At 41.8% G+C, this 20,083-nt stretch carries 19 protein-coding genes; 13 read left to right on the forward strand and 6 right to left on the reverse strand.

All coding sequences use genetic code 11. From position 1 onward, the window contains the following. Positions 1 to 301: 301 nt before the first annotated feature. From C200_RS03285 to C200_RS03305, 5 genes are all read left to right on the forward strand, one after another. Positions 302 to 1,861, forward strand: a complete 1,560-nt coding sequence (locus C200_RS03285) for a methyl-accepting chemotaxis protein (protein WP_016210171.1) — start codon at positions 302 to 304, stop codon at positions 1,859 to 1,861. 313 nt (positions 1,862 to 2,174) lie between these two features. After that, a complete protein-coding gene (locus C200_RS03290; RefSeq protein WP_016210175.1) occupies positions 2,175 to 2,504 on the forward strand; it encodes a hypothetical protein in 330 nt (109 codons plus the stop codon). Between the two features lie 391 nt (positions 2,505 to 2,895). Continuing rightward, entirely contained in the window at positions 2,896 to 3,255 is a 360-nt protein-coding gene (gene bufA2, locus C200_RS03295; protein ID WP_230383317.1) for a BufA2 family periplasmic bufferin-type metallophore, read from the forward strand. A gap of 124 nt (positions 3,256 to 3,379) precedes the next feature. After that, the gene (bufB, locus tag C200_RS03300) at positions 3,380 to 4,240 is read left to right on the forward strand and encodes an MNIO family bufferin maturase (RefSeq protein WP_032126297.1); all 861 of its coding nucleotides are present in this window, start codon (positions 3,380 to 3,382) and stop codon (positions 4,238 to 4,240) included. Then, positions 4,227 to 5,006, forward strand: a complete 780-nt coding sequence (locus tag C200_RS03305; RefSeq protein WP_016210164.1) for an HvfC/BufC N-terminal domain-containing protein — start codon at positions 4,227 to 4,229, stop codon at positions 5,004 to 5,006. The genes bufB and C200_RS03305 overlap by 14 nt, the downstream gene beginning before the upstream one ends. A gap of 75 nt (positions 5,007 to 5,081) precedes the next feature. Here the strand turns inward: C200_RS03305 and C200_RS03310 are convergent, their stop codons facing one another. Continuing rightward, entirely contained in the window at positions 5,082 to 5,753 is a 672-nt protein-coding gene (locus C200_RS03310) for a helix-turn-helix domain-containing protein (protein ID WP_017377267.1), read from the reverse strand. 172 nt (positions 5,754 to 5,925) lie between these two features. Further along, positions 5,926 to 6,456, reverse strand: a complete 531-nt coding sequence (locus tag C200_RS03315) for a hypothetical protein (protein WP_129556592.1) — start codon at positions 6,454 to 6,456, stop codon at positions 5,926 to 5,928. Positions 6,457 to 6,746: 290 nt separating this feature from the next. Between C200_RS03315 and rppH the strand changes: the two genes are divergently transcribed. The 3 genes from rppH to C200_RS03330 all read left to right on the forward strand — a co-directional run bounded on the left by rppH (position 6,747) and on the right by C200_RS03330 (position 8,674). Continuing rightward, positions 6,747 to 7,250 carry an RNA pyrophosphohydrolase gene (gene rppH / locus C200_RS03320; RefSeq protein WP_016210179.1) on the forward strand — a complete coding sequence of 168 codons (504 nt, stop codon included), beginning with the start codon at positions 6,747 to 6,749 and terminating at the stop codon, positions 7,248 to 7,250. A 200-nt stretch (positions 7,251 to 7,450) separates the two neighbouring features. Beyond that, a complete protein-coding gene (locus C200_RS03325; RefSeq protein ID WP_016210161.1) occupies positions 7,451 to 7,705 on the forward strand; it encodes a BufA1 family periplasmic bufferin-type metallophore in 255 nt (84 codons plus the stop codon). A gap of 501 nt (positions 7,706 to 8,206) precedes the next feature. After that, complete coding sequence (locus tag C200_RS03330; RefSeq protein ID WP_016210178.1) at positions 8,207 to 8,674, forward strand: DoxX family protein; 468 nt, start codon at positions 8,207 to 8,209, stop codon at positions 8,672 to 8,674. Between the two features lie 89 nt (positions 8,675 to 8,763). Here the strand turns inward: C200_RS03330 and C200_RS03335 are convergent, their stop codons facing one another. The 4 genes from C200_RS03335 to metK all read right to left on the reverse strand — a co-directional run bounded on the left by C200_RS03335 (position 8,764) and on the right by metK (position 12,493). After that, positions 8,764 to 9,294 carry a transcriptional repressor gene (locus C200_RS03335; protein WP_016210163.1) on the reverse strand — a complete coding sequence of 177 codons (531 nt, stop codon included), beginning with the start codon at positions 9,292 to 9,294 and terminating at the stop codon, positions 8,764 to 8,766. Beyond that, a complete protein-coding gene (gene ppa / locus C200_RS03340; protein WP_016210172.1) occupies positions 9,294 to 9,818 on the reverse strand; it encodes an inorganic diphosphatase in 525 nt (174 codons plus the stop codon). Before ppa ends, C200_RS03335 begins: the two co-directional genes overlap by 1 nt. Positions 9,819 to 9,980: 162 nt before the next feature. Beyond that, complete coding sequence (locus tag C200_RS03345; RefSeq protein ID WP_016210170.1) at positions 9,981 to 11,096, reverse strand: DSD1 family PLP-dependent enzyme; 1,116 nt, start codon at positions 11,094 to 11,096, stop codon at positions 9,981 to 9,983. Between the two features lie 236 nt (positions 11,097 to 11,332). Continuing rightward, on the reverse strand, positions 11,333 to 12,493 hold the full coding sequence (gene metK / locus C200_RS03350; protein WP_016210174.1) for a methionine adenosyltransferase: 1,161 nt from the start codon (positions 12,491 to 12,493) through the stop codon (positions 11,333 to 11,335). Positions 12,494 to 12,943: 450 nt separating this feature from the next. On the opposite strand from metK, the gene tkt reads away from it, so the two are divergent. From tkt to fba, 5 genes are all read left to right on the forward strand, one after another. Further along, positions 12,944 to 14,947 carry a transketolase gene (gene tkt / locus C200_RS03355; RefSeq protein WP_016210183.1) on the forward strand — a complete coding sequence of 668 codons (2,004 nt, stop codon included), beginning with the start codon at positions 12,944 to 12,946 and terminating at the stop codon, positions 14,945 to 14,947. A gap of 68 nt (positions 14,948 to 15,015) precedes the next feature. Beyond that, the gene (gap, locus tag C200_RS03360) at positions 15,016 to 16,023 is read left to right on the forward strand and encodes a type I glyceraldehyde-3-phosphate dehydrogenase (RefSeq protein ID WP_016210176.1); all 1,008 of its coding nucleotides are present in this window, start codon (positions 15,016 to 15,018) and stop codon (positions 16,021 to 16,023) included. 73 nt (positions 16,024 to 16,096) lie between these two features. After that, entirely contained in the window at positions 16,097 to 17,281 is a 1,185-nt protein-coding gene (locus tag C200_RS03365; protein ID WP_016210181.1) for a phosphoglycerate kinase, read from the forward strand. 9 nt (positions 17,282 to 17,290) lie between these two features. Further along, positions 17,291 to 18,745: a pyruvate kinase gene (gene pyk / locus C200_RS03370; RefSeq protein WP_032126295.1), complete on the forward strand. Its 1,455-nt coding sequence runs from the start codon at positions 17,291 to 17,293 to the stop codon at positions 18,743 to 18,745. 30 nt (positions 18,746 to 18,775) lie between these two features. Next, a complete protein-coding gene (gene fba, locus C200_RS03375) occupies positions 18,776 to 19,813 on the forward strand; it encodes a class II fructose-bisphosphate aldolase (RefSeq protein WP_016210162.1) in 1,038 nt (345 codons plus the stop codon). Positions 19,814 to 20,083 lie beyond the last annotated feature (270 nt).

A 20,083-nucleotide genomic window follows, 5' to 3' on the forward strand; every position in this document is an offset into this window, starting at 1 on the left:
TTGTGCGGTCAAATCAAATAGCTTTTGAAGAGCTTAGGCGATTAAAATGTTTATGACCTGTGCGTAAGGTGAGTTATTTAGATGAATTAGCCGAGTGAGCTTATTTTTTTGATTAAAAAAAATTAAATAATGAAAGTTAGCTGCTGGTTGTGTGTAATTTAAGCTGATTTCGCTAAAAATCGATCGATTTTTAAAAGGTCTTCTATACTCTGATAACTAGATGTACAAAGTGCTTAGGAAGCGATAAGCCTGGGTGTTTTGTATATCTATTCTAGTCGACTTGAGTGGGGAAGTTGCTGTTATGCGTAAGAATCTACCCGTGACAGATAGCGAGGTTACTTTTTCAGAGGACCTGCCATTAATTAGTAGAACAACGCCGAGAGGGGTGATTGTTTCTGCAAATGATGCATTTTGCAAGGTTGCTCAATTTTCCGAAAGCGAATTGGTGGGGCAGCCTCATAATACTGTTCGTCATCCTGATATGCCACAAGCGGTGTTTGCAGATTTATGGAGTAATATTAAAGAGGGTTCTTCATGGATGGGGTTGGTTAAAAATCGTTGTAAAGGGGGCGATTATTATTGGGTAAGTGCTTTTATCACGCCTTTAAAAAGGGATGGTGAAATTATTGGTTATGAATCCAATCGTGTTAAACCGACTGAAAAAAGTTTGCAGCGAGCTAAACAGGCATACAGGTTACTTAATAATGGGAAAATGCCTTTTAATCGTTTTAATATGATTAGTTTGACTGCTAAGCTTCAGGGGTTGATAGCAGCTGTTATTTTGGCACTTTTTGCAGTGTTTTATTTTTTCAATATGTTAACTGTCAGCGGTGGAGTGATCGCTGTCCCCATACTTGTTATTTTTATTAATATTGTCATTAACCTCTTAATGAAGGATTATAATAAATCGGTAAAAGAAGCCAAGCAGATCGTCAATAATCCTCTTATGCAGTATATCTATACTGGATCTGTTGGCGATCGAGGTGCGATTGAGTTGGCGAATATTTTTTCCGATTGTAAAATTAGAACATTACGTGAGCGGCTTAAATTAGCAATTCATGAAATTAATGCGATAGGAGAGAGAACGACACAAAGTGCCCTGGATAGTAATTCTGAGGCAAAAAAACAAGAAGAGTATTTAGAGGTTGTCTCAGCGGCAATTAGTTCTATTGCAGTAAAGTCAGCTAAAATAGTCGCATCAACGAAGAATACTTCGAACACAACAAGCATCGCCGCTCATCAAGCAGATCATGGCAATCAAGTTGTTGAAAATACGATATTCATCGTGGAGGAGCTGTCAATAGATGTGGCGACCTCTGTGCGCTTAATTGAGGAATTGGAAGAAAAAAGCAATGAGATTGAGCAAGTTGTTGATTCTGTTAGAACGATTGCTGAACAGACGAATTTATTGGCGCTAAATGCTGCAATTGAAGCGGCTCGAGCAGGGGAGCAGGGGCGTGGTTTTGCTGTTGTCGCAGATGAAGTGAGAGCACTGGCGTATCGAACAGATGAATCTACTGTTGAAATATTCAAAATGATAGAAGAGCTCAGAGAGAATGTCAGTAATGTCGTAAACTCTATGAGGCAAAGTGCAGAAGGCGCATATTCAGCTGTTGATCAGTCATTGCTAACGAGTGACTCGATTTCAGAGCTTGTTGTCGCTATGAATAATATTAAAAATATGAATTCACATGTGGCGACAACAACAGATGAGCAAAATAACATGACAAAAAAAATTGAAGAACAGGTTTCTTCAACACTGTTGTCTGTACGTAAAGCAACTGAATTATTTGAAAGTACAAAAAATGAAGTAAAATTACTCAGTAATGCGGTATCTGATTTGAAAAATTTGATTGAATGAGTTGTGCAATTATGGCAGTTTAATATAGTTACTATGATGTAAAGATGAGTTAATTGAAAGAGTTTTACTAATTTAATAATATTTAAATCATGATTTATAATTTATATTAGGTGAAAAAATTAAATTTTACTGATTAGATTATATATTTAATTTTAATATTTATAGGAAAATAGCGAACATTGATCATAATAATCAGTACTAGAGTTTAACATTTTAAGTTGGCTAAATAACAAAATAATTTTTTGAGTGTTGACTCTTGTGTAATGCATCATAGAATGGAGCGGTTGAATATCGAGACTAGGAGGGTTAATTAATGTTTACAGATGTATTTGAAAAAACGCTCGCAGAGAGCAAAGAAGCACAAAATTGGTTGGCAGAAGCGACAAAAGAAGTCTTTTCATTGCAACAGGCGATGATGGCTGACTGGGCAGAATGGACGCGTGTAAGTTCAGTGCGCTCATCTTCTGTAAAAACAGTAGAAGAGTGGGTTGACCTGAATTTAAGTTCAATTTCAGAGTTGACGCAACGCTCATCAAAAGCCATGTTAGACTCAGTGACGATGGTTAGTACTTTTGCTGCTAAAAATCCATTTTATCAAGTTAAAGGCCGGGAAGAAAAGATTTCTAAAAAGAAAACATCATAAATTTTAGTAAATTTTTCAGTTATTTTTATAACTTTAAGGCAGCATTCATTGAGCTGCTTTTTTATTTTTTATATTGTTTTATCTATAATGATTTGTGTTAATAATTTTTTTGTTGAAATGAATAGCCATTAGATCATACAAAATTAATTTCACTCCTGAATACAGTGATTATTTTATTTTTGTTATAAAAAGCCTTGTATATCACACTAAATTAAAACTAGAATCTATAGCTGAAGTAACGTGTATTTAGTGATAACTACTCTTGATATAATGATAGTGATGTTCTAAAAAAATCTAGTAGGTTATCGCGATTAAATTCATTGATGTTATATTTAAAGTAACCTGGACAGACAGGTTCTTGTTTATGGATTTTTAAAAGGGATCAATGGATATGAGTAATAGCAAAACTAAGAAATTAAAAACAGGTGTAATTATTGCTGGTGCTGCAGCGGCTTTAATGTTAGCAGGTTGCGTAGGGCCAGGAACGAAACCGGCGAGTCAGTCAGGGCCTGTGAAATGCTCAGGCATTAATAGTTGTAAGGGAACCTCTGAGTGTGCGACGGCGAAAAGCGCATGTAAAGGGCAAAATAAATGTAAAGGCACAGGCTGGGTATTTGCTAAAAGTGCTGACCTTTGTAAAAAGAAAGGTGGCGTTGTACTTAGTGCTGGGGCCTCAAATAGCTCTTTAGCGGCAGTGGATGCTTCAGAAAATTTGGCTTCACTTGATGATAATAAAGCCTATCGTCGTTAATTATAATAATTTTCAGGGGCATGTTGCCCCTTTTAAGATTAACTAATCATATCATATAAAAAATTTCTAATATTTTAAATGTTGGAAATATTCTAATTTAGTTGAGTGGGTGAGGGAATATTGTATGTCGGTAGGCGCTTTATCTTATTTGGGCTATGGCCTGGGGCTACGTACAGAACATTATCATGATATTTTAGCGAATTTTCCTAAAGAGGTTGAGTGGTTTGAAATCATCACTGAAAATTATTTAGTGCCGGGAGGTAAACCATTTTATTTTTTAGATAAAATTTGTGAGCAATATCCTATTGTGATGCATGGCGTTTCATTGTCTATCGGTAGTTGTGATCCGCTTAACCTGGACTATTTAAAACAGTTAAAAGCCTTAGCTTGCCGTGTTGATGCTAAGTGGATCTCTGATCATTTATGTTGGACAGGTATTCAGCATAAAAATTTACATGACCTGATGCCATTGCCTTATACGGAAGAGGTGTTAATGCATGTGGTTAATCGCGTTAAAGTAGTCCAGGATTTTTTAGGTCAGCGTATTTTAATTGAAAATCCATCCAGCTATATTGAATTTAGTGCATCGAGGATGAGTGAGTGGGAATTTATGGCAGAGTTGGCTCGTCAGGCCGATTGTTTAATTTTATTGGATATTAATAATATCTATGTCAGTGCATTTAACCATGGTTTTGATCCTTGTGTTTATATTGATGCCATGCCTAAACAGGCAGTGCAGCAGTTTCATTTAGCCGGTCATAGTCGTTATGATAATTATATTATTGATACTCATGATCACCCTGTGATCAAAGAGGTATGGGGTTTATATCAATATGCCGTAAAAAAATTCGGTCCGGTGTCAACAATGATCGAGCGTGATGATCAGATTCCTCCTTTAGGTGAATTATTAAAAGAATTGATGGTGGCGAGAAAGTTGGGTAATCAAGTGCTTGTAGAAGGGAAGTATTACGATGCCGTTAGCTAAATTGCAGGATAATTTTCAGCGTTGGGTTTATGCAGGAGAAGGGGAGTTTCTACAAGAAGTGTTAGTGCCGCCCGCGGGAAGCGCCCATGAACGCTTGATGATTTATCACAATGCGTACTATGCACGCTTAATTGAAATTGTTATTGATGATTACCCCAAATTACGGGTACTACTTGGCGATGAGGTGATGGCTGAGTGTATTTCAGCTTATGTGCGAGCGACGGCCTCAGCACATTTTTCAGTGCGTTATTATAGTGAAAAGTTAAGTGAGTTTTTATATGAGCACTCGCCTTATTGTGAGGTTGAACTACTCGCTGAAATGGCGAAGTTTGAATGGGCATTGAATTTAAGTATCGATGCACCTGATGTACCTGTGCTGAGGCTTGATGATCTGGCTTTGATTGCTGCGGAGGATTGGGCGGATGTGGTTATTAAGTTTCACCCAAGTGTACAGCAATTAGTGACTGAACATGGAGTGACTGAGCTATGGCAACATATTGAGCAAGATCCAGAGACGGTTGAGCCAGTAGAGAGTGTGATACAAGCATGTTTTGTTTGGCGTTATCAATTACAAAGTCACTTTGTCGCTATGGAAGTATTAAGTGGTGAAGTGTGGCAGCAGTTTAATCAAGGTCAGTGCTTTGCTGAAGTTTGTATGTGGCTTGGTGATAAAATGGCCGAAGAGCACGTTGCTGAATATATTGCCGGTTTAGTGCAGTATTGGGTGAGTGAAGGTTTAATTACAGCGTTAGTTGTGCAGAGATAAAGCAATACAGTGTGAGCAGAAAAAAAGGACGATGGAGGCCGCCCTTTTTAGTATTATTGAAGTATGAATTTGTTTTTATAGGGAAAATTTAGTCTGTGATTGAACAAGTGTTGCGATGATTGTATCATCAGCACTCATTTTAATGAGTTGATTATCTTGTTCTGGGGACGTTTGATTGAGAGATTTTAGATACTGGAAAGGTGAATCGATGATTAGCTGCTTAAATACGATAGTATCGTGCTCTTTTAGATAAGCCAGAACATAGTGGCGGTCACAGGCATCACAATCAGGATCAAAAATAAGTGTTGAGCCATGTGGGAATAATGGGGCCATTGATTGGTCGGGCATATGGGTAATAAAGGCACGTTCGCCAACGTTTACATCCGCTTTAATTGAAGTATCCGCTTGCTCAGCAATGCTTGAACTAACAGTGATAGTAATATTATGCCACTCAAGGATAGGAAGCTCAGGCCAGCTACGTGGGTTACTGAAGTCTTTTGGACTATCTGGCATATCATCTTCACCAATTAATTGGCTAACTGTTAAATCAAAAAAATCACAGATAGGTCGCAAAGAAGACAGCGTTGGATTACTGTGTTTATCATTAGCAAGACGATTGATGGTACCAACAGCAACTCCGGTATTTTCAGATAATTGAGCCGTTGTGACTCGTTTCTCGTGCATAAGGCTGCTGAGTCGATTGGCGAGAGTTCCTGTTGCTTGTTTAAATGTGATTCCGTCACTCATTTTTATTACCATTTAAAATCTAAATATTTATATTCGGAAATATGATTTTCATCTAAAAGTAAGTTAGATCTGGACATTGTATCAGGTTTTTCTTTAATTACTATATGCTTAATGTAAAAATATTCTATAAATGGTTGAGTTTAATGGCCTATTAATAGTTAAAGATAAGTTTTTAGTTAAATAGTTTTAATATCTCAATAAGTTTGCGCAGTTCAATATCAATATTACTACCAATATGTATATCGCCTGTATTTTGTAGTAAAAAAGAGTTATAAATTAGGCTATGCTTTTGAATAACAATAATATTTCCATGAGTAGGTTCTTTTGTGTTAAGCGAAGGTGTCGTTGTTTGTTTTAGCGCATAAAGAAGCTGATTGTGTTCATCAATGATAATGCTGTGATTATTATTTTGGGCATTGATGCAGTTAATTGCGGTTGTAGACAGGCACACCATCAAACGAGTATTGAGAGCATGCAAGGTTGCTGAATATTTACTATGGAGCTGGTGGAGTTTTTTTAATAGTTGAGTTGAGCACAGCGTCTCTATAAAAAACAGTATTAAGTGCTGATCTTTTGTGTAGTGTTTCAAATTAACTGTATTATTACTGTTTGCTTTTAAGTAAATATTCGGCAAGCAATAGCCGGGTAATAGTGTGTGAGAAGGGGTAAACTGTGGTTGTAAAGTGGCCTGCACACGGGGCATGGAGTTGTCCTGGCTATTTGCAATCTTGAGTACTCTTGACGTCTGCACTTTATGCTGATCTTGATTAAAATGCAAAAAAATTAGTTTTTTTAAATAGTTACCCTAAGTTTTATGTTGGGGGTGAGGCCGCTAGACTCTGGTGAAGCAATGGAGCTTATGAGTGAAAATTGCTACACTCTAAGAAAACAGGGTGCGTAGAGCGCAAATTATAAGGTTTATTTTTCCGGTTGTGCTAAGTAGCTGGTGTAATAGAATCTTTTAGAAAGTTCAATGAAGTTGGGGGTGGAAACGTGATAGATGAAGAAGGTTTCCGCGCCAATGTAGGCATTGTCTTATGCAATGCACATGGTCAACTTTTTTGGGGGCGACGCATTGGGCAAAGTTCTTGGCAGTTCCCTCAGGGCGGGATTGCTGAGGGCGAGACAGTTGAAGAAGCCTTATTCCGTGAATTGGAAGAAGAGGTCGGTTTAACTGTAAAAGATGTGAAGATTTTAGCTGCAACACGTGGTTGGTTGCGCTATAGATTGCCCCCTCAAATGGTTCGGCGTGGCGTGGAGCCTATATGTATAGGTCAAAAACAGCGATGGTATTTACTGCGATTACTGGTGGAAGATGAGTGTATTGATTTAGCTCATTCAGGGCAGCCTGAGTTTGATGGCTGGAAGTGGGTAAGCTATTGGCACCCCTTGCAAGAGGTTGTTTCATTTAAAAAGCGTGTTTATAGACGGGTGCTTCAGTATTTTTTGCCGGCAGTTTCTATGGCAGAGCTACAGCACTTTCATTCAATGAAATAACCGCTTTAATCTAATCGATGTGCTGCACTTAAAATATAATGGAATGATGACAGTGTGGCGCCGAGTTTTTCATGCTAAGGCGTTATACTCTTAAGTTTGAAATAAATTTTATTGAAATCTCTAGCTAGATTCATTTGCCTTAGTCTATGATGAAAAGAAACTTTCTATACTCGTAATGAAGCCCAATAAGGAGATTCGGGATGTCCAAAAAGAATATTGCCCTTGCGCTTGCCCTCGCTACAACATTGGCATCAGGAGTGATTGTGGTACAAGCAAAAGCAGTGAAATGCTATGGTGTTGTAAAGGCAGGACAAAATGATTGTGGCACCAAGCTGCATTCCTGTGCTGGGCAGGCAACAAGAGATTATGATCCCACTGAGTGGAAATATATGCCGCAAGAGAAGTGTAATGAGTTAAAGGCTAAAGTCACCAAATTAAAAGCACAAAAAAGTTAATCATGAGTGGATCAAAGTGCCAAAAAGCTCATGCTGAAGCTTGCGATCATCTGACCACAATGCTTTACTGAATTTATCAGGGAGTGAATCTTAAATAACGTAGAGGCTACTTACTTGATTATGTAGAAGTTAGTAAGTAACTCATATTTGCTTGCTTGGCAGAGTTGATGCTGACATTGAGTTAATAGGCGTTAATTTCTATGTTAAATGATAAATTTCAGCGCTTGAATACAACAAGTGTTTGTTATTGACATCAGCTTATGAGCTGCATACGACATAAGCTGATCGTTGGTTTTTAAGGTTGTTTCAATGGGATAAAAGGCAGGAGATTGTGCTGATTTTAGAGAATATATTTAAGTTGCTTCTTAATGGTGGGTGACAAAACAGTATTGAGGAAATGATTAACAGAATGTATATCATCTTCGATGAAGAATAATAGTTACCAAGCGTGAGATTGCATCGAATTGAGCAGTTTGTGATTAAAGCAAAGGAATAAATGCTATGTTTGCTAAGGTTTATACACTTTTTCGCCCTTTATTGAAGACATTTGACTTTCTCATGCCAGTGGGTGATTTGACAGTCAGGCTTTGGGTTGCGCATATTTTTTTTAAAGCCGCACTGACAAAGATTCAAAGTTGGGATAGTACGATTTTATTGTTTACTCATGAATATCAAGTACCGTTTTTATCTCCTGTATTTGCGGCGTACTTGGGTACAGGGGCAGAATTAATTTTACCTATATTATTGGTTTTGGGTTTGGGTGGCCGTGTGGTGATTTTTGTGTTTTTCTGCTACAACGCTATTGCGGTGATTTCTTATCCTTATCTGCATACACCAGAAGGCTTGCCAGGGTTACTTCAGCATGTTAATTGGGGATTGTTATTAATGATGCTGATGTTTCATGGTTCAGGTAAAATTTCACTGGATCATTGGTTGGCAAAGCATTTTGAAAGAAAACTATTTAGCTAGCTATTTAGTCCCATGCTTTAATGGTGTGTGTTATATCTAGAATCAGCCATAGCCATTTATTATAAACTGGGATTAAACGCCTAGCTTAGTCAGCGACTCGGCTTAGAGTCTGGCTTTAAAGTACAGGCCTTGCAAAGCCCGGTCACTTCGATCATTTTATCTTCAACTTTACAGCCAAAATTTTGTACGGCTTGCTCTATGGCCTGATCCAGTGCAAAGTGACTGATCTCAAAGCTGCTGTTGCAGTGTTTGCAAATAAAAAAATAAGCGCTATGTGTATGTTCAGGGTGAGCACAGGCAATATAAGCATTGAGACTATTGATGCGATGAATAAATTGATGATCAAGGAGAAAGTCTAACGCTCGATAGATTGTTGGTGGTTTGGCGTTGGCTTGATAGTGTTGTAAGGCTTCTAATAATGCGTAAGCACCAATGGGTGATTGGGCTTGCCAGATCAGCGTGAGTACCTGTTTACGTACTTGAGTGAGGCGTAAGCCCTTTTCAAGGCAAATGTGTGAGACATTCGCCAGTAATTCAGTGAGAGAATGTTGGTGATGCTCTTTAGGGCAGGCATAGTGGCGCAAGGAGCCAGTTTGGTATTGCTGGCTCTTGGTATTCATTATTGGGCGCGTTCTAGACTGGCGATGATTTCAGCTTGTGTTTCTTCTAAGCTTGCCCAACCCTCAACTTTTACCCATTTACCTTCTTCGAGGTCTTTATAGTGTTCAAAGAAGTGCTTGATTTGAGCTAGCAATAAGGTCGGTAAATCATCAATGGATTTTACATCTTTATAGATATTTTGAGAGACCTTATCGACAGGCACAGCGATGATTTTTGCATCTATACCCGACTCATCGGTCATTTTCAGCATACCCAGTGGACGACAGCGTACTACTGCACCGTGGCGCACTGGTGTTGGCGTAACCACCAAGACATCCGCAGGATCGCCATCATCAGAGAGAGTATTTGGAATATAGCCATAATTTGCAGGGTAATGCATGCAGGTACCCATAAAACGGTCTACACAGAGTAGACCAGAGTCTTTATCGATTTCGTATTTAACCGGTTCGCTTTGTGCTGGAATTTCAATGATTACATTGATATCATTTGGCACATCTTTGCCTGCAGCAAGCTTAATTGTCATCATCTTCCTCATTAGGTATTACTATAATAATTTTAGTATGTAGCGTAGCTATATCGTTAGCTATTCATTTAGATTATTAAGGTTAATAAAAATTGGCCTAAGTATAAAGGATTGTTGGTCATCCCGCTATAGCTTGAGTCTCTATCATTGTGATGGTGGTGGTTATTGTGATTTGCCTCTGAGGTCGATAGGCCAGATTTCAGTGATGAGATTAGCTTGAGTGATATAAAACTGGTCAAACAGGTTAATCGTTGGATCGCAGTGCGGCACAATAAGCTCTAATACGTCACCGACTTTAGGCAAGGGGCCGTTGCCATCTGAGGTGACTTTGCCATGCTCATCGCCAAAACCACCCCAGTCATAGTGCAGATGGGGGTGGCTGATAATGCGCGGTGGCGTTTGATCGATATAGAGTGATTTTAACCCAGCATCAACGGTGACATGATGATCATGGTTGGCGCTGATCACTGTGGTGAGTAAGGTCATTGCTGGCGCAAATTGATCAAAGCGATGTAAATTTTGTCCTTGAATGTTGGCATATTCTTGGTCCATCACGGTATATGAACCCGGTTGCATTTCGCTGACTAAGCTCACTTGGCTGTCTATATCATAGGTCCCGGTCCCGGTCCCGGTGAGTATAGTGCAAGGCAAATTTGCTGCTTTAAATTGTGAGAATACTTCACTGGCGCGTTGCATCGCCTGACTAGATGCCTGTTGGCGCACATGAAAGTCATGAACGTGTTGAAGGTTACCCGCATAGCATTGAATGCCTTGTAACTCCAAGCCTGGTAACTCATGCAGCTGTTGACCAAGTATTAGGGCCTGTTGATAAGAGGTCCCGGTGCGTTGAACACCAGGGTCTATATCGACAAGGACCTTCAATGTGATATCTGCTTGTACAGCCGCTTGATTTAATACCTCGGCATTGCCAGCATAGTCAATAACGACCATGATGCTGCTGTCTTGTTTGGCTAGTATCATCAGGCGTTGAATTTTCTGTGGGGTGACGACTGGGGAGGTAATTAATATGCCGGTTATACCATGCTTAACGAGTACTTCAGCTTCGGCGATTTTAGTGACACAAATGCCAATGGCGCCAATTTGTTGTTGTAACTTTGCGAGGTGTGAGCATTTATGTGTTTTGGCATGAGGTCTTAATTGTTTGCCATGTTGGTTGGCAAATTTTTGCATAAAGTGCAGATTAGCCAGTAGCTTTTGCTGATCAATGACCAGCGCTGGCGTATCAATGTGTTGTTTGGTTTGGCCGATTGTTGTCACGATGCGTTACTCTTAAGAAATAATTTAATTTTGTTATTTAATGTTTAGCGATTTGATTGGTTCTTTTAGAAAGCTCAGTGACAGGGTACAAGGAGTTTGAGGAAAAAACTAGGGAAGAGGAGCTCTAGTTAAAACTAGCTAAAAAAACGGCCGAGTTGGTTATGGTCGGCCGCGTCATTTATATCAAGAGTGAGACTCGTGATACTGGTTGTTTGCTTAGTTTGACGTTACTTTTTTTATAGCCGGGCCTCGCTGCGCAGTAACTCGGCTTTATCTGTGCGCTCCCAGGTAAAGCTATCGCCATTGCGGCCAAAGTGGCCGTAGCTTGCTGTGGGCAAGTAAGATTGGGCGAGTAAGTCAAGCATTTGGATGATGCCGCGTGGACGTAGGTCAAAGTGTTGGCGTACGAGCTGACTGATCTTCTCATCACTGATTTTGCCCGTGCCAAAGGTATTAATATAAATAGAGGTAGGTTCTGCAATACCAATGGCATAAGAGACTTGAATCTCGCATTGATCGGCAATGCCCGCAGCGACGATATTTTTAGCGACATAGCGCGCAGCATAAGCAGCAGAACGGTCTACTTTGGATGGGTCCTTGCCTGAGAAGGCGCCGCCGCCATGGCGAGCAGCACCACCATACGTGTCCACAATGATTTTACGCCCGGTTAAGCCACAATCGCCCATTGGGCCACCGATAACAAAACGTCCGGTGGGATTAACGAAATAGCGGGTTTTTTGACTGATCCAATGCTCAGGTAAGGTCGGTTTGATGATTTCTTCAATAACTGCCTCGTGTAGGTCCGCATTGGAAATATCAGCAGCATGTTGCGTAGATAGTACGACAGTATCAATACCAACAGGTTTGCCATCTTCATAAATAAAGCTAAGCTGGGCTTTTGCATCAGGGCGTAACCACGGTAGACGGCCACTTTTGCGCAGCTTGGCCTGACGTTGCATTAAGCGGTGAGAGTAAGTGATGGGTGCGGGCATTAAAACATCGGTTTCATTCGAGGCATAACCGAACATAAGACCTTGATCGCCCGCGCCTTGCTCATGGTCTGTTGTTTCATCAACGCCCATGGCAATTTCAGGGGATTGTTGGCCAATGGCATTGATGACCGCGCATGAGTTGCCATCAAAGCCCATCGATGAATCATTATAGCCTATGTCAGTGACGACATTGCGGACGATATTTTCAACATCAACCCACGCATCGGTTGAGATCTCACCGGCGACGATGACCATACCGGTTTTAACAAGCGTTTCACAGGCCACGCGTCCATTAGCATCTTGTTGTAAAATGGCATCTAAAATGGCATCAGAGATTTGGTCGGCAATTTTATCTGGGTGCCCTTCAGACACAGATTCAGAGGTAAAGGTATAGTGACGACTCATGGCATTATCCTATTATTCATCCTGTTTATGCTAAATTTGGCGGCTTTTAGCTTATTGCTTTGATTTAGTTTGCTTGAGCTTAGGCGCGCTTACTATTTAATGCCAGAGGAAATGGAGAGCATGATCCTCGTGGCCCCCAAAAATAAGTTAGGCTAAACCAGTGACTTAGTGCAAAAATAGCGACTGAATAGTTTAACAACGGTTCGGGTGCCTTAACTTATATAATACATGTTATTACAGCCTGACAATGAAGCTGCAAGCTGTATTAGAGCCTTATCCTTATGATATGTCAACTGAGCGAATGAGCTAGGCTTGGTGTGCTGGATTGATATTTGCCATTTTTGCTTGTTATCTCTTGTATTGTTGCACTAATCCTTGCGTAATGCGGAGAGCTAAGGGAGAATAGCCCTGACTTTTCTTGTCCAACCCCGTAGTTGTCAGGAGTTTAGCATGCTCTCACGTTCTTATCTTGCCGCTGCAATTCGCGTTTTAAGTATGGATGCGGTCCAACAAGCGAATTCAGGGCACCCTGGAATGCCAATGGGAATGGCTGATATTGCCGAAGTGTTGTGGAATAGTTTTTTAAAGCATAATCCACAAAACCCTACTTGGCCGAATCGTGACCGCTTTATTTTATCTAATGGTCATGGTTCGATGCTGCATTATGCCTTATTGCACTTAGCTGGCTATGATTTACCTATTGAAAATATTAAAAATTTCCGTCAGTTACATTCAAAAACGGCCGGTCATCCAGAGTATGGCCATACTCCGGGTGTGGAAACGACCACCGGGCCATTAGGCCAAGGGATTGCTAATGCCGTGGGGATGGCGCTGGCTGAAAAAATGCTTGCGGCCCAGTTTAATCGCCCAAATTTTTCTATTATTGATCACTATACCTATGCTTTTTTGGGTGATGGCTGTTTAATGGAAGGGATTTCTCATGAGGTTTGTTCATTTGCAGGTACGCAAAAGCTTGGCAAATTAATTGCGTTTTGGGATGACAATGGCATTTCTATTGATGGGGAAGTGGTTAACTGGTTCTCTGATGATACAGTTGCGCGCTTTCAGGCCTATGGCTGGCAGGTGATTGCAGCCGTTGATGGCCATGATCCAGCAGCAATAGAAGCAGCAATTAATCAAGCACAAGCCGATGAGCGACCGAGCTTAATTTGTTGTAAAACAGTGATTGGTTTTGGCTCACCGAATAAAGCGGGTTCAGCAAGTTCACATGGTGCGGCTCTAGGCGCAGAAGAAGTGCAGAAAACACGCCAGGCCATTGGCTGGGAACATGCGGCCTTTGATATTCCTAAGGATGTCTATGCGGCCTTTGACGCTAAAGCACAAGGTACTGAACAAGAACAAGTGTGGCAGCAATTATTTGATGAGTATAAACAGACGTTTCCTGAACTTGCGACTGATCTTGAGCGCCGTTTATCAGGTCAGCTGCCAAGTGATTGGCCGGCGATTGCTGAGCGCCTGGTGAATGAGACAGTGGCTGAGGCAAAAACAGTCGCAACGCGCAAGGCGTCATTGAGCGTGCTTGAAAAAATCAGTTTAGAGTTACCTGAGCTATTGGGTGGATCGGCTGATTTAAGTGGTTCGAACTGTACCCAGATTAAAAATGCACAAGTGATTCGCCCAGATGATGCTGGTGGTAATTATTTACAATATGGGGTGCGTGAGTTTGGCATGTCGGCCATTATGAATGGTATGGCCCTGTATGGTGGTTTTATTCCGTTTGGTGGGACGTTCTTAACGTTTATGGACTATGCCCGTAATGCCGTAAGAATGGCAGCATTGATGAAGCAGCGGGTGATTTTTGTCTATAGCCATGACTCGATTGGTCTAGGTGAAGATGGCCCAACCCATCAGCCAATAGAGCATCTTGCTAGCTTGCGCTCGATGCCGAATATTCATACCTGGCGTCCGGCAGATACGGTAGAAACTACCGTTGCCTGGGCGACAGCGGTTGCATCGTCTACGACACCGTCGGCATTGGTCTTGTCTCGTCAAGATTTGCCTTTCTTAGAGCGCGATAGTCACACCGTTGCGAACGTTGCGCGAGGGGGGTATATTCTTCATGACTGTACGCAAACACCGCAATTGATTTTAATTGCAACAGGATCTGAGGTACAGCTGGCCTTAAATGCAGCGAAGACACTGGATCTTCAAGGTGTTGCGGTGAGGGTGGTCTCAATGCCGTCAACAGAAGTGTTTGATGCACAAGATGCAGCCTATAAAGAACAGGTGCTACCGTCTAATGTACGTGCACGTCTTGCTATAGAAGCCGCATCACCAGAGAGTTGGTATAAATATGTGGGTTTGGATGGTCAAGTCATTGGGATGGAGTCTTATGGTGACTCAGCACCCGCAGAGGTTTTATTTGAGCACTTTGGTTTTACTGAAGCGAATGTTGTTGCAACCGCAACAGGGCTATTAAAGCGCGTTGACTAAGTTGACCAAAATTAAACAAAGTTGTTCAAAAGCAAAAGTAATGATTAAGTAATTAAGGAGAAGATAATATGACAATTCGTGTTGCAATTAACGGTTATGGCCGTATTGGACGTAACGTATTGCGTGCGCTCTATGAAAGCAATCGTCGCGATGAGATTCAAATTGTTGCGATTAATGATTTAGGTGATGCCAGTATCAATGCGCACTTGACTCAATACGATACTGCCCATGGCCGCTTTAATGCTGATGTTGCTGTTGATGGCACCCATATGATCGTTAATGGTGACAGTATTCAGATTTTGTCTGAGCGTAATCCAGAAAGTTTGCCTTGGGACACGATGAATATTGATGTGGTCTATGAGTGCACAGGATTATTCACCAAGCGTGAAAAAGCGGCTATGCACATCACTGCCGGTGCCAAAAAAGTGATTATTTCAGCGCCTGGAACTGATGTTGATGCAACCATCGTTTATGGTGTGAATGATAAAACGCTTAAAGCGTCTGATCAGATTATTTCTAATGCTTCTTGTACAACCAATTGCTTGGCACCACTAGTGAAGCCTTTATATGAAACAGTGGGTATAGAGCAAGGCTTGATGACGACCATTCATGCGTATACGAATGATCAAAAGTTAACGGATGTTTATCACTCTGATGTGCGCCGTGCGCGTTCTGCGACACAATCGATGATCCCAACCAGCACGGGGGCAGCGAAAGCGGTCGGTCTGGTTTTGCCTGAACTTGCGGGTCGTTTAGATGGATTTGCCATGCGGGTGCCGACGATTAATGTTTCTGTGGTTGACTTAACGTTTACTGCATCACGCGATACAACAGTGGATGAAGTGAATCAGATTTTAAAATCGGCTGCTGAGGGTGAGTTAAACGGTATTTTAGACTATAACACTGCACCTTTAGTGTCAGTAGACTTTAACCACTGCCCCGCCTCATCGACCTTTGATGCGACACAAACACGAGTGTCAGGTCGTTTGGTGAAGGTGCTTTCTTGGTATGATAATGAGTGGGGCTTCTCCAATCGTATGCTGGATACCACGATGGCATTGATGAATGCCAAATAATTGAAACATTGAGAAAAAGCGTGGATTTCCACGCTTTTTACTTTTTGAACTAACTAAAACTTGGAGTGTTGTCGTGAATATTTTAGAAATGGAGCAATTAAATTTAGATGGTAAGCGTGTCCTGATTCGTGAAGACTTAAATGTGCCGCTAAAAAATGGTCAGGTAACTAGTGATGCGCGCTTACTGGCGGCGTTGCCGACGATTCAGCAAGCCTTAGCAAAAGGGGCGGCCGTCATCGTCATGTCACATTTAGGACGGCCAACAGAAGGTGAATATGATACAGCGTTCTCATTGGCCCCTGTCGCTGAGCGCTTGACAGAATTGCTCGGGCAAACCGTACGCTTTGAAAAAGAGTGGCTTGATGGCATAACGATTGAGTCTGGTGAAATTGTGTTATGTGAGAATGTCCGTTTTAATCTTGGTGAGAAGAAAAATGACCCGCAATTAGCCCAAAAAATGGCTGATTTGTGTGATATTTTTGTGATGGATGCTTTTGCGACATCGCATCGTGCACAAGCGTCAACAGTGGGTGTGGGGGTTTATGCCAAAGAAGCCTGCGCTGGGCCGTTATTGATGCGTGAATTACATTCATTAGGTAAAGCCTTGATGGCGCCTGAGCGTCCCTTGCTGGCTGTTGTCGGTGGCTCAAAAGTATCGACTAAATTGACGGTATTAAAATCATTAGCAGAAAAAGTGGATCAGTTGATTGTTGGTGGTGGTATTGCCAATACGTTTTTAGCTGCTCAGGGCATTAACGTCGGTAGCTCATTGTATGAGGCTGAGTTGCTTGATGAAGCACAGGCGATTATGAGCATGATGGCAGCGAAGGGAGGCATTGTCGCCTTGCCTGAGGATGTGCGCGTTGCCACTGAATTTAGTGAACAGGCACATGCGCAGGTTAAAAATGTTGCGGATGTTGCGGATGATGAAATGATTTTGGATATTGGGCCAAAGGCGCAGGAGCAATTAGCGGTATTATTGACCCATGCCAAGACCATTGTCTGGAATGGTCCTTTAGGGGTCTTTGAGTTTGATGCTTTTGGTGAAGGAACGAAAGCCTTATCTGCTGCGATTGCAGAAAGTTCAGCCTTTTCATTGGCAGGGGGTGGCGATACGATTGCTGCCATTGAAAAATATCAGATTGAAGAAAAAATTTCATATATATCGACCGCAGGGGGCGCCTTTTTAGAGTTTTTAGAAGGCAAGGCTTTGCCAGCGGTTGACATGTTAAGCACGCGTGCGCGCAGTGGAGTTTAGGATATACATATGAAGCAAATTAGACGCACAAAAATTGTGACAACGTTGGGGCCGGCAACAGAAACGCCTGAGGTATTAGAGCGTGTTTTAAAGGCAGGTGCTAATGTTGTTCGTTTAAATTTCTCTCATGGTGAAGCAGAAGACCATATGCACCGCGCGGAGTTGGTGCGTAGTATTGCGAAAAAGCTGGATTTAAATATTGCAATTTTGGGTGATTTACAAGGGCCTAAAATTCGTATTGCCCGTTTTAAAGCAGGCAAAGTGGTTTTAGAAAAAGGGGCTGATTTTATCTTGGATGCTGCTTTGGATAGCCATGTGGGTGATGACCGCCAGGTTGGCATTGATTATAAAGAGTTGCCAGATGATGTTGGTCCCGGTGATGTTTTATTGCTTGATGATGGCCGGTTAGTGTTTAAAGTCAAAGATGTCACAGGAACCCGGGTATTATGCGAAGTGGTTGTCGGTGGTGAGCTTTCAAATAATAAAGGCATCAATCGCCAAGGCGGCGGCATGAGCGCGGCGGCACTGACTGATAAGGATCGTGCTGATATTATTACTGCGGCTAAAATTGGTGTGGACTTTGTGGCCGTATCTTTTCCGCGTTCAGCAGAAGATATGCAAGAAGCTCGACGTCTACTTGATGCACAACGTTGTGGTGCAGCGCTGGTTGCCAAGATTGAGCGGGCTGAAGCGGTGAGTGATCAAGCTGTCCTTGATGAGATTATTAGCGCCTCAGATGCAGTAATGGTGGCACGGGGTGATTTAGGTGTAGAAATTGGTGATGCTGAACTGATCGGCGTGCAAAAGAAAATTATTCAACGGGCGCGCACCTTAGACCGTGTGGTGATTACGGCAACGCAGATGATGGAGTCGATGATTTATAATGCGATGCCAACACGTGCTGAAGTGTTTGATGTAGCGAATGCGGTATTAGATGGCACTGATGCGGTAATGCTCTCAGCAGAAACGGCAACCGGTGACTATCCAGAAGAAGTTGTGGCGGCGATGTCCCGAGTTTGCTTAGGTGCTGAGCGTGAGCGCAAGGCTCAAGTGTCACGTCACCGTGTTGAGTGTGAGTTTTTACGCATTGATGAAGCCGTTGCTATGGCAACGATGTATGCGGCGAATCACCTAAAAGGAGTGAAAGCGATTATTTGCCTCACTGAATCAGGAGCAACGCCGTTATGGATGTCGCGGATTCATTCAGGGTTGCCAATTTTTGCTTTAAGTCGTAATGGTGAGACGCGTCGGCGCTTAGCTTTGGTGCGTGGGGTTGAAGCATTGGAGTTTGATCCAACGTATATTGAGCCAAAGCATGAAGTGAACCAGATTGCAGTGAATGAGCTGCAAAAACAGGGTTTATTAGCAGATGGTGATATCGTTATTTTGACCAAAGGGGATCATCAGGGTATTCACGGTGGCACGAATGCGATTAAAATTTTACGTGTAGGGCAAATTGCTTAAACTGAAACTTAAATTTTAGGGGAAAAGATCATGGCTTTAGTTTCATTACGTCAATTATTGGATCATGCAGCAGAATATAATTACGGTGTGCCAGCTTTTAATGTTAATAACCTTGAGCAGATGCGCGCGGTAATGGAAGCTGCCGATCGGACGAATAGTCCGGTGATTATTCAAGCCTCCGCGGGTGCGCGTAAGTATGCTAAATCTGAATTTTTGCGTCATTTAGTCTTAGCGGCGATAGAAGAATATGCGCATATTCCAGTGGTGATGCATCAAGATCATGGCACGTCACCGGCAGTGTGCTTACGCTCGATTCAGCTGGGCTTTTCATCGGTGATGATGGATGGCTCTTTGCAAGAAGATGGCAAAACACCGGCAAGCTATGACTATAATGTCGATGTTACACGTAAAACCGTTGAAATGGCCCATGCCTGTGGTGTGTCTGTTGAGGGTGAGCTCGGTTGCTTAGGGTCCTTGGAGACAGGGCAAGCGGGTGAAGAAGATGGCATTGGTGCAGAAGGGATCTTAAGTCATGAGCAAATGCTGACTGACCCTGATGAAGCGGCTGATTTTGTTGCTAAAACCGGAGTGGATGCACTGGCGATTGCCATCGGTACTAGTCATGGTGCGTATAAGTTCTCTAAGCCACCTAAAGGTGATGTATTAGTAATTGATCGCATTCGGGCGATTCATGAGCGCATTCCTAATACTCACTTAGTCATGCATGGTTCATCCTCTGTTCCACAAGAGTGGCTTGCAGTGATTAATGAGTTTGGTGGACAAATTCCTGAAACTTATGGTGTTCCGGTTGAAGAAATTCAAGAAGGGATTCGTAATGGCGTACGTAAGGTTAATATTGATACGGATTTGCGTTTAGCGGCTACGGGGGCCATTCGTCGCTTCTTTGCTGAACATCCGGCTGAATTCGATCCACGCAAATATCTAAAACCGGCGATGGATGCGATGGGTGAAATTTGTGCCGCACGTTATGAGCAATTTGGTGCGGCAGGTCAGGCAGATAAAATTAAACCAATGAATCTTGAAAAGATGGTAGATTTTTATTGTTAAATTTAGATTAATATAATTAAACGTATCGTTAAAAAAGGCTCGAAATGAGCCTTTTTATTAATTTACTGTTAATTACTTAAGTCAGTTTTTTATAAAAATCTATTACAAAACTTTGATTTATATAACTTTAGTCTAAGTTTGCTGTGAGCTTTTGAAATTATCAATGTTAATTTTTTGTTATATAAATATATTTTAAATTCTATGTTATTCGTTCGCTGCGAGCCATGGAGTGCTAAGCACGGGGTGAGTAGGCCGAGGTAGGTTCGGGTT

Origin of the sequence: Piscirickettsia salmonis LF-89 = ATCC VR-1361 (genome assembly GCF_000297215.2) — a bacterium.
In the GTDB taxonomy this organism is placed as follows: Bacteria; Pseudomonadota; Gammaproteobacteria; order Piscirickettsiales; family Piscirickettsiaceae; genus Piscirickettsia; species Piscirickettsia salmonis.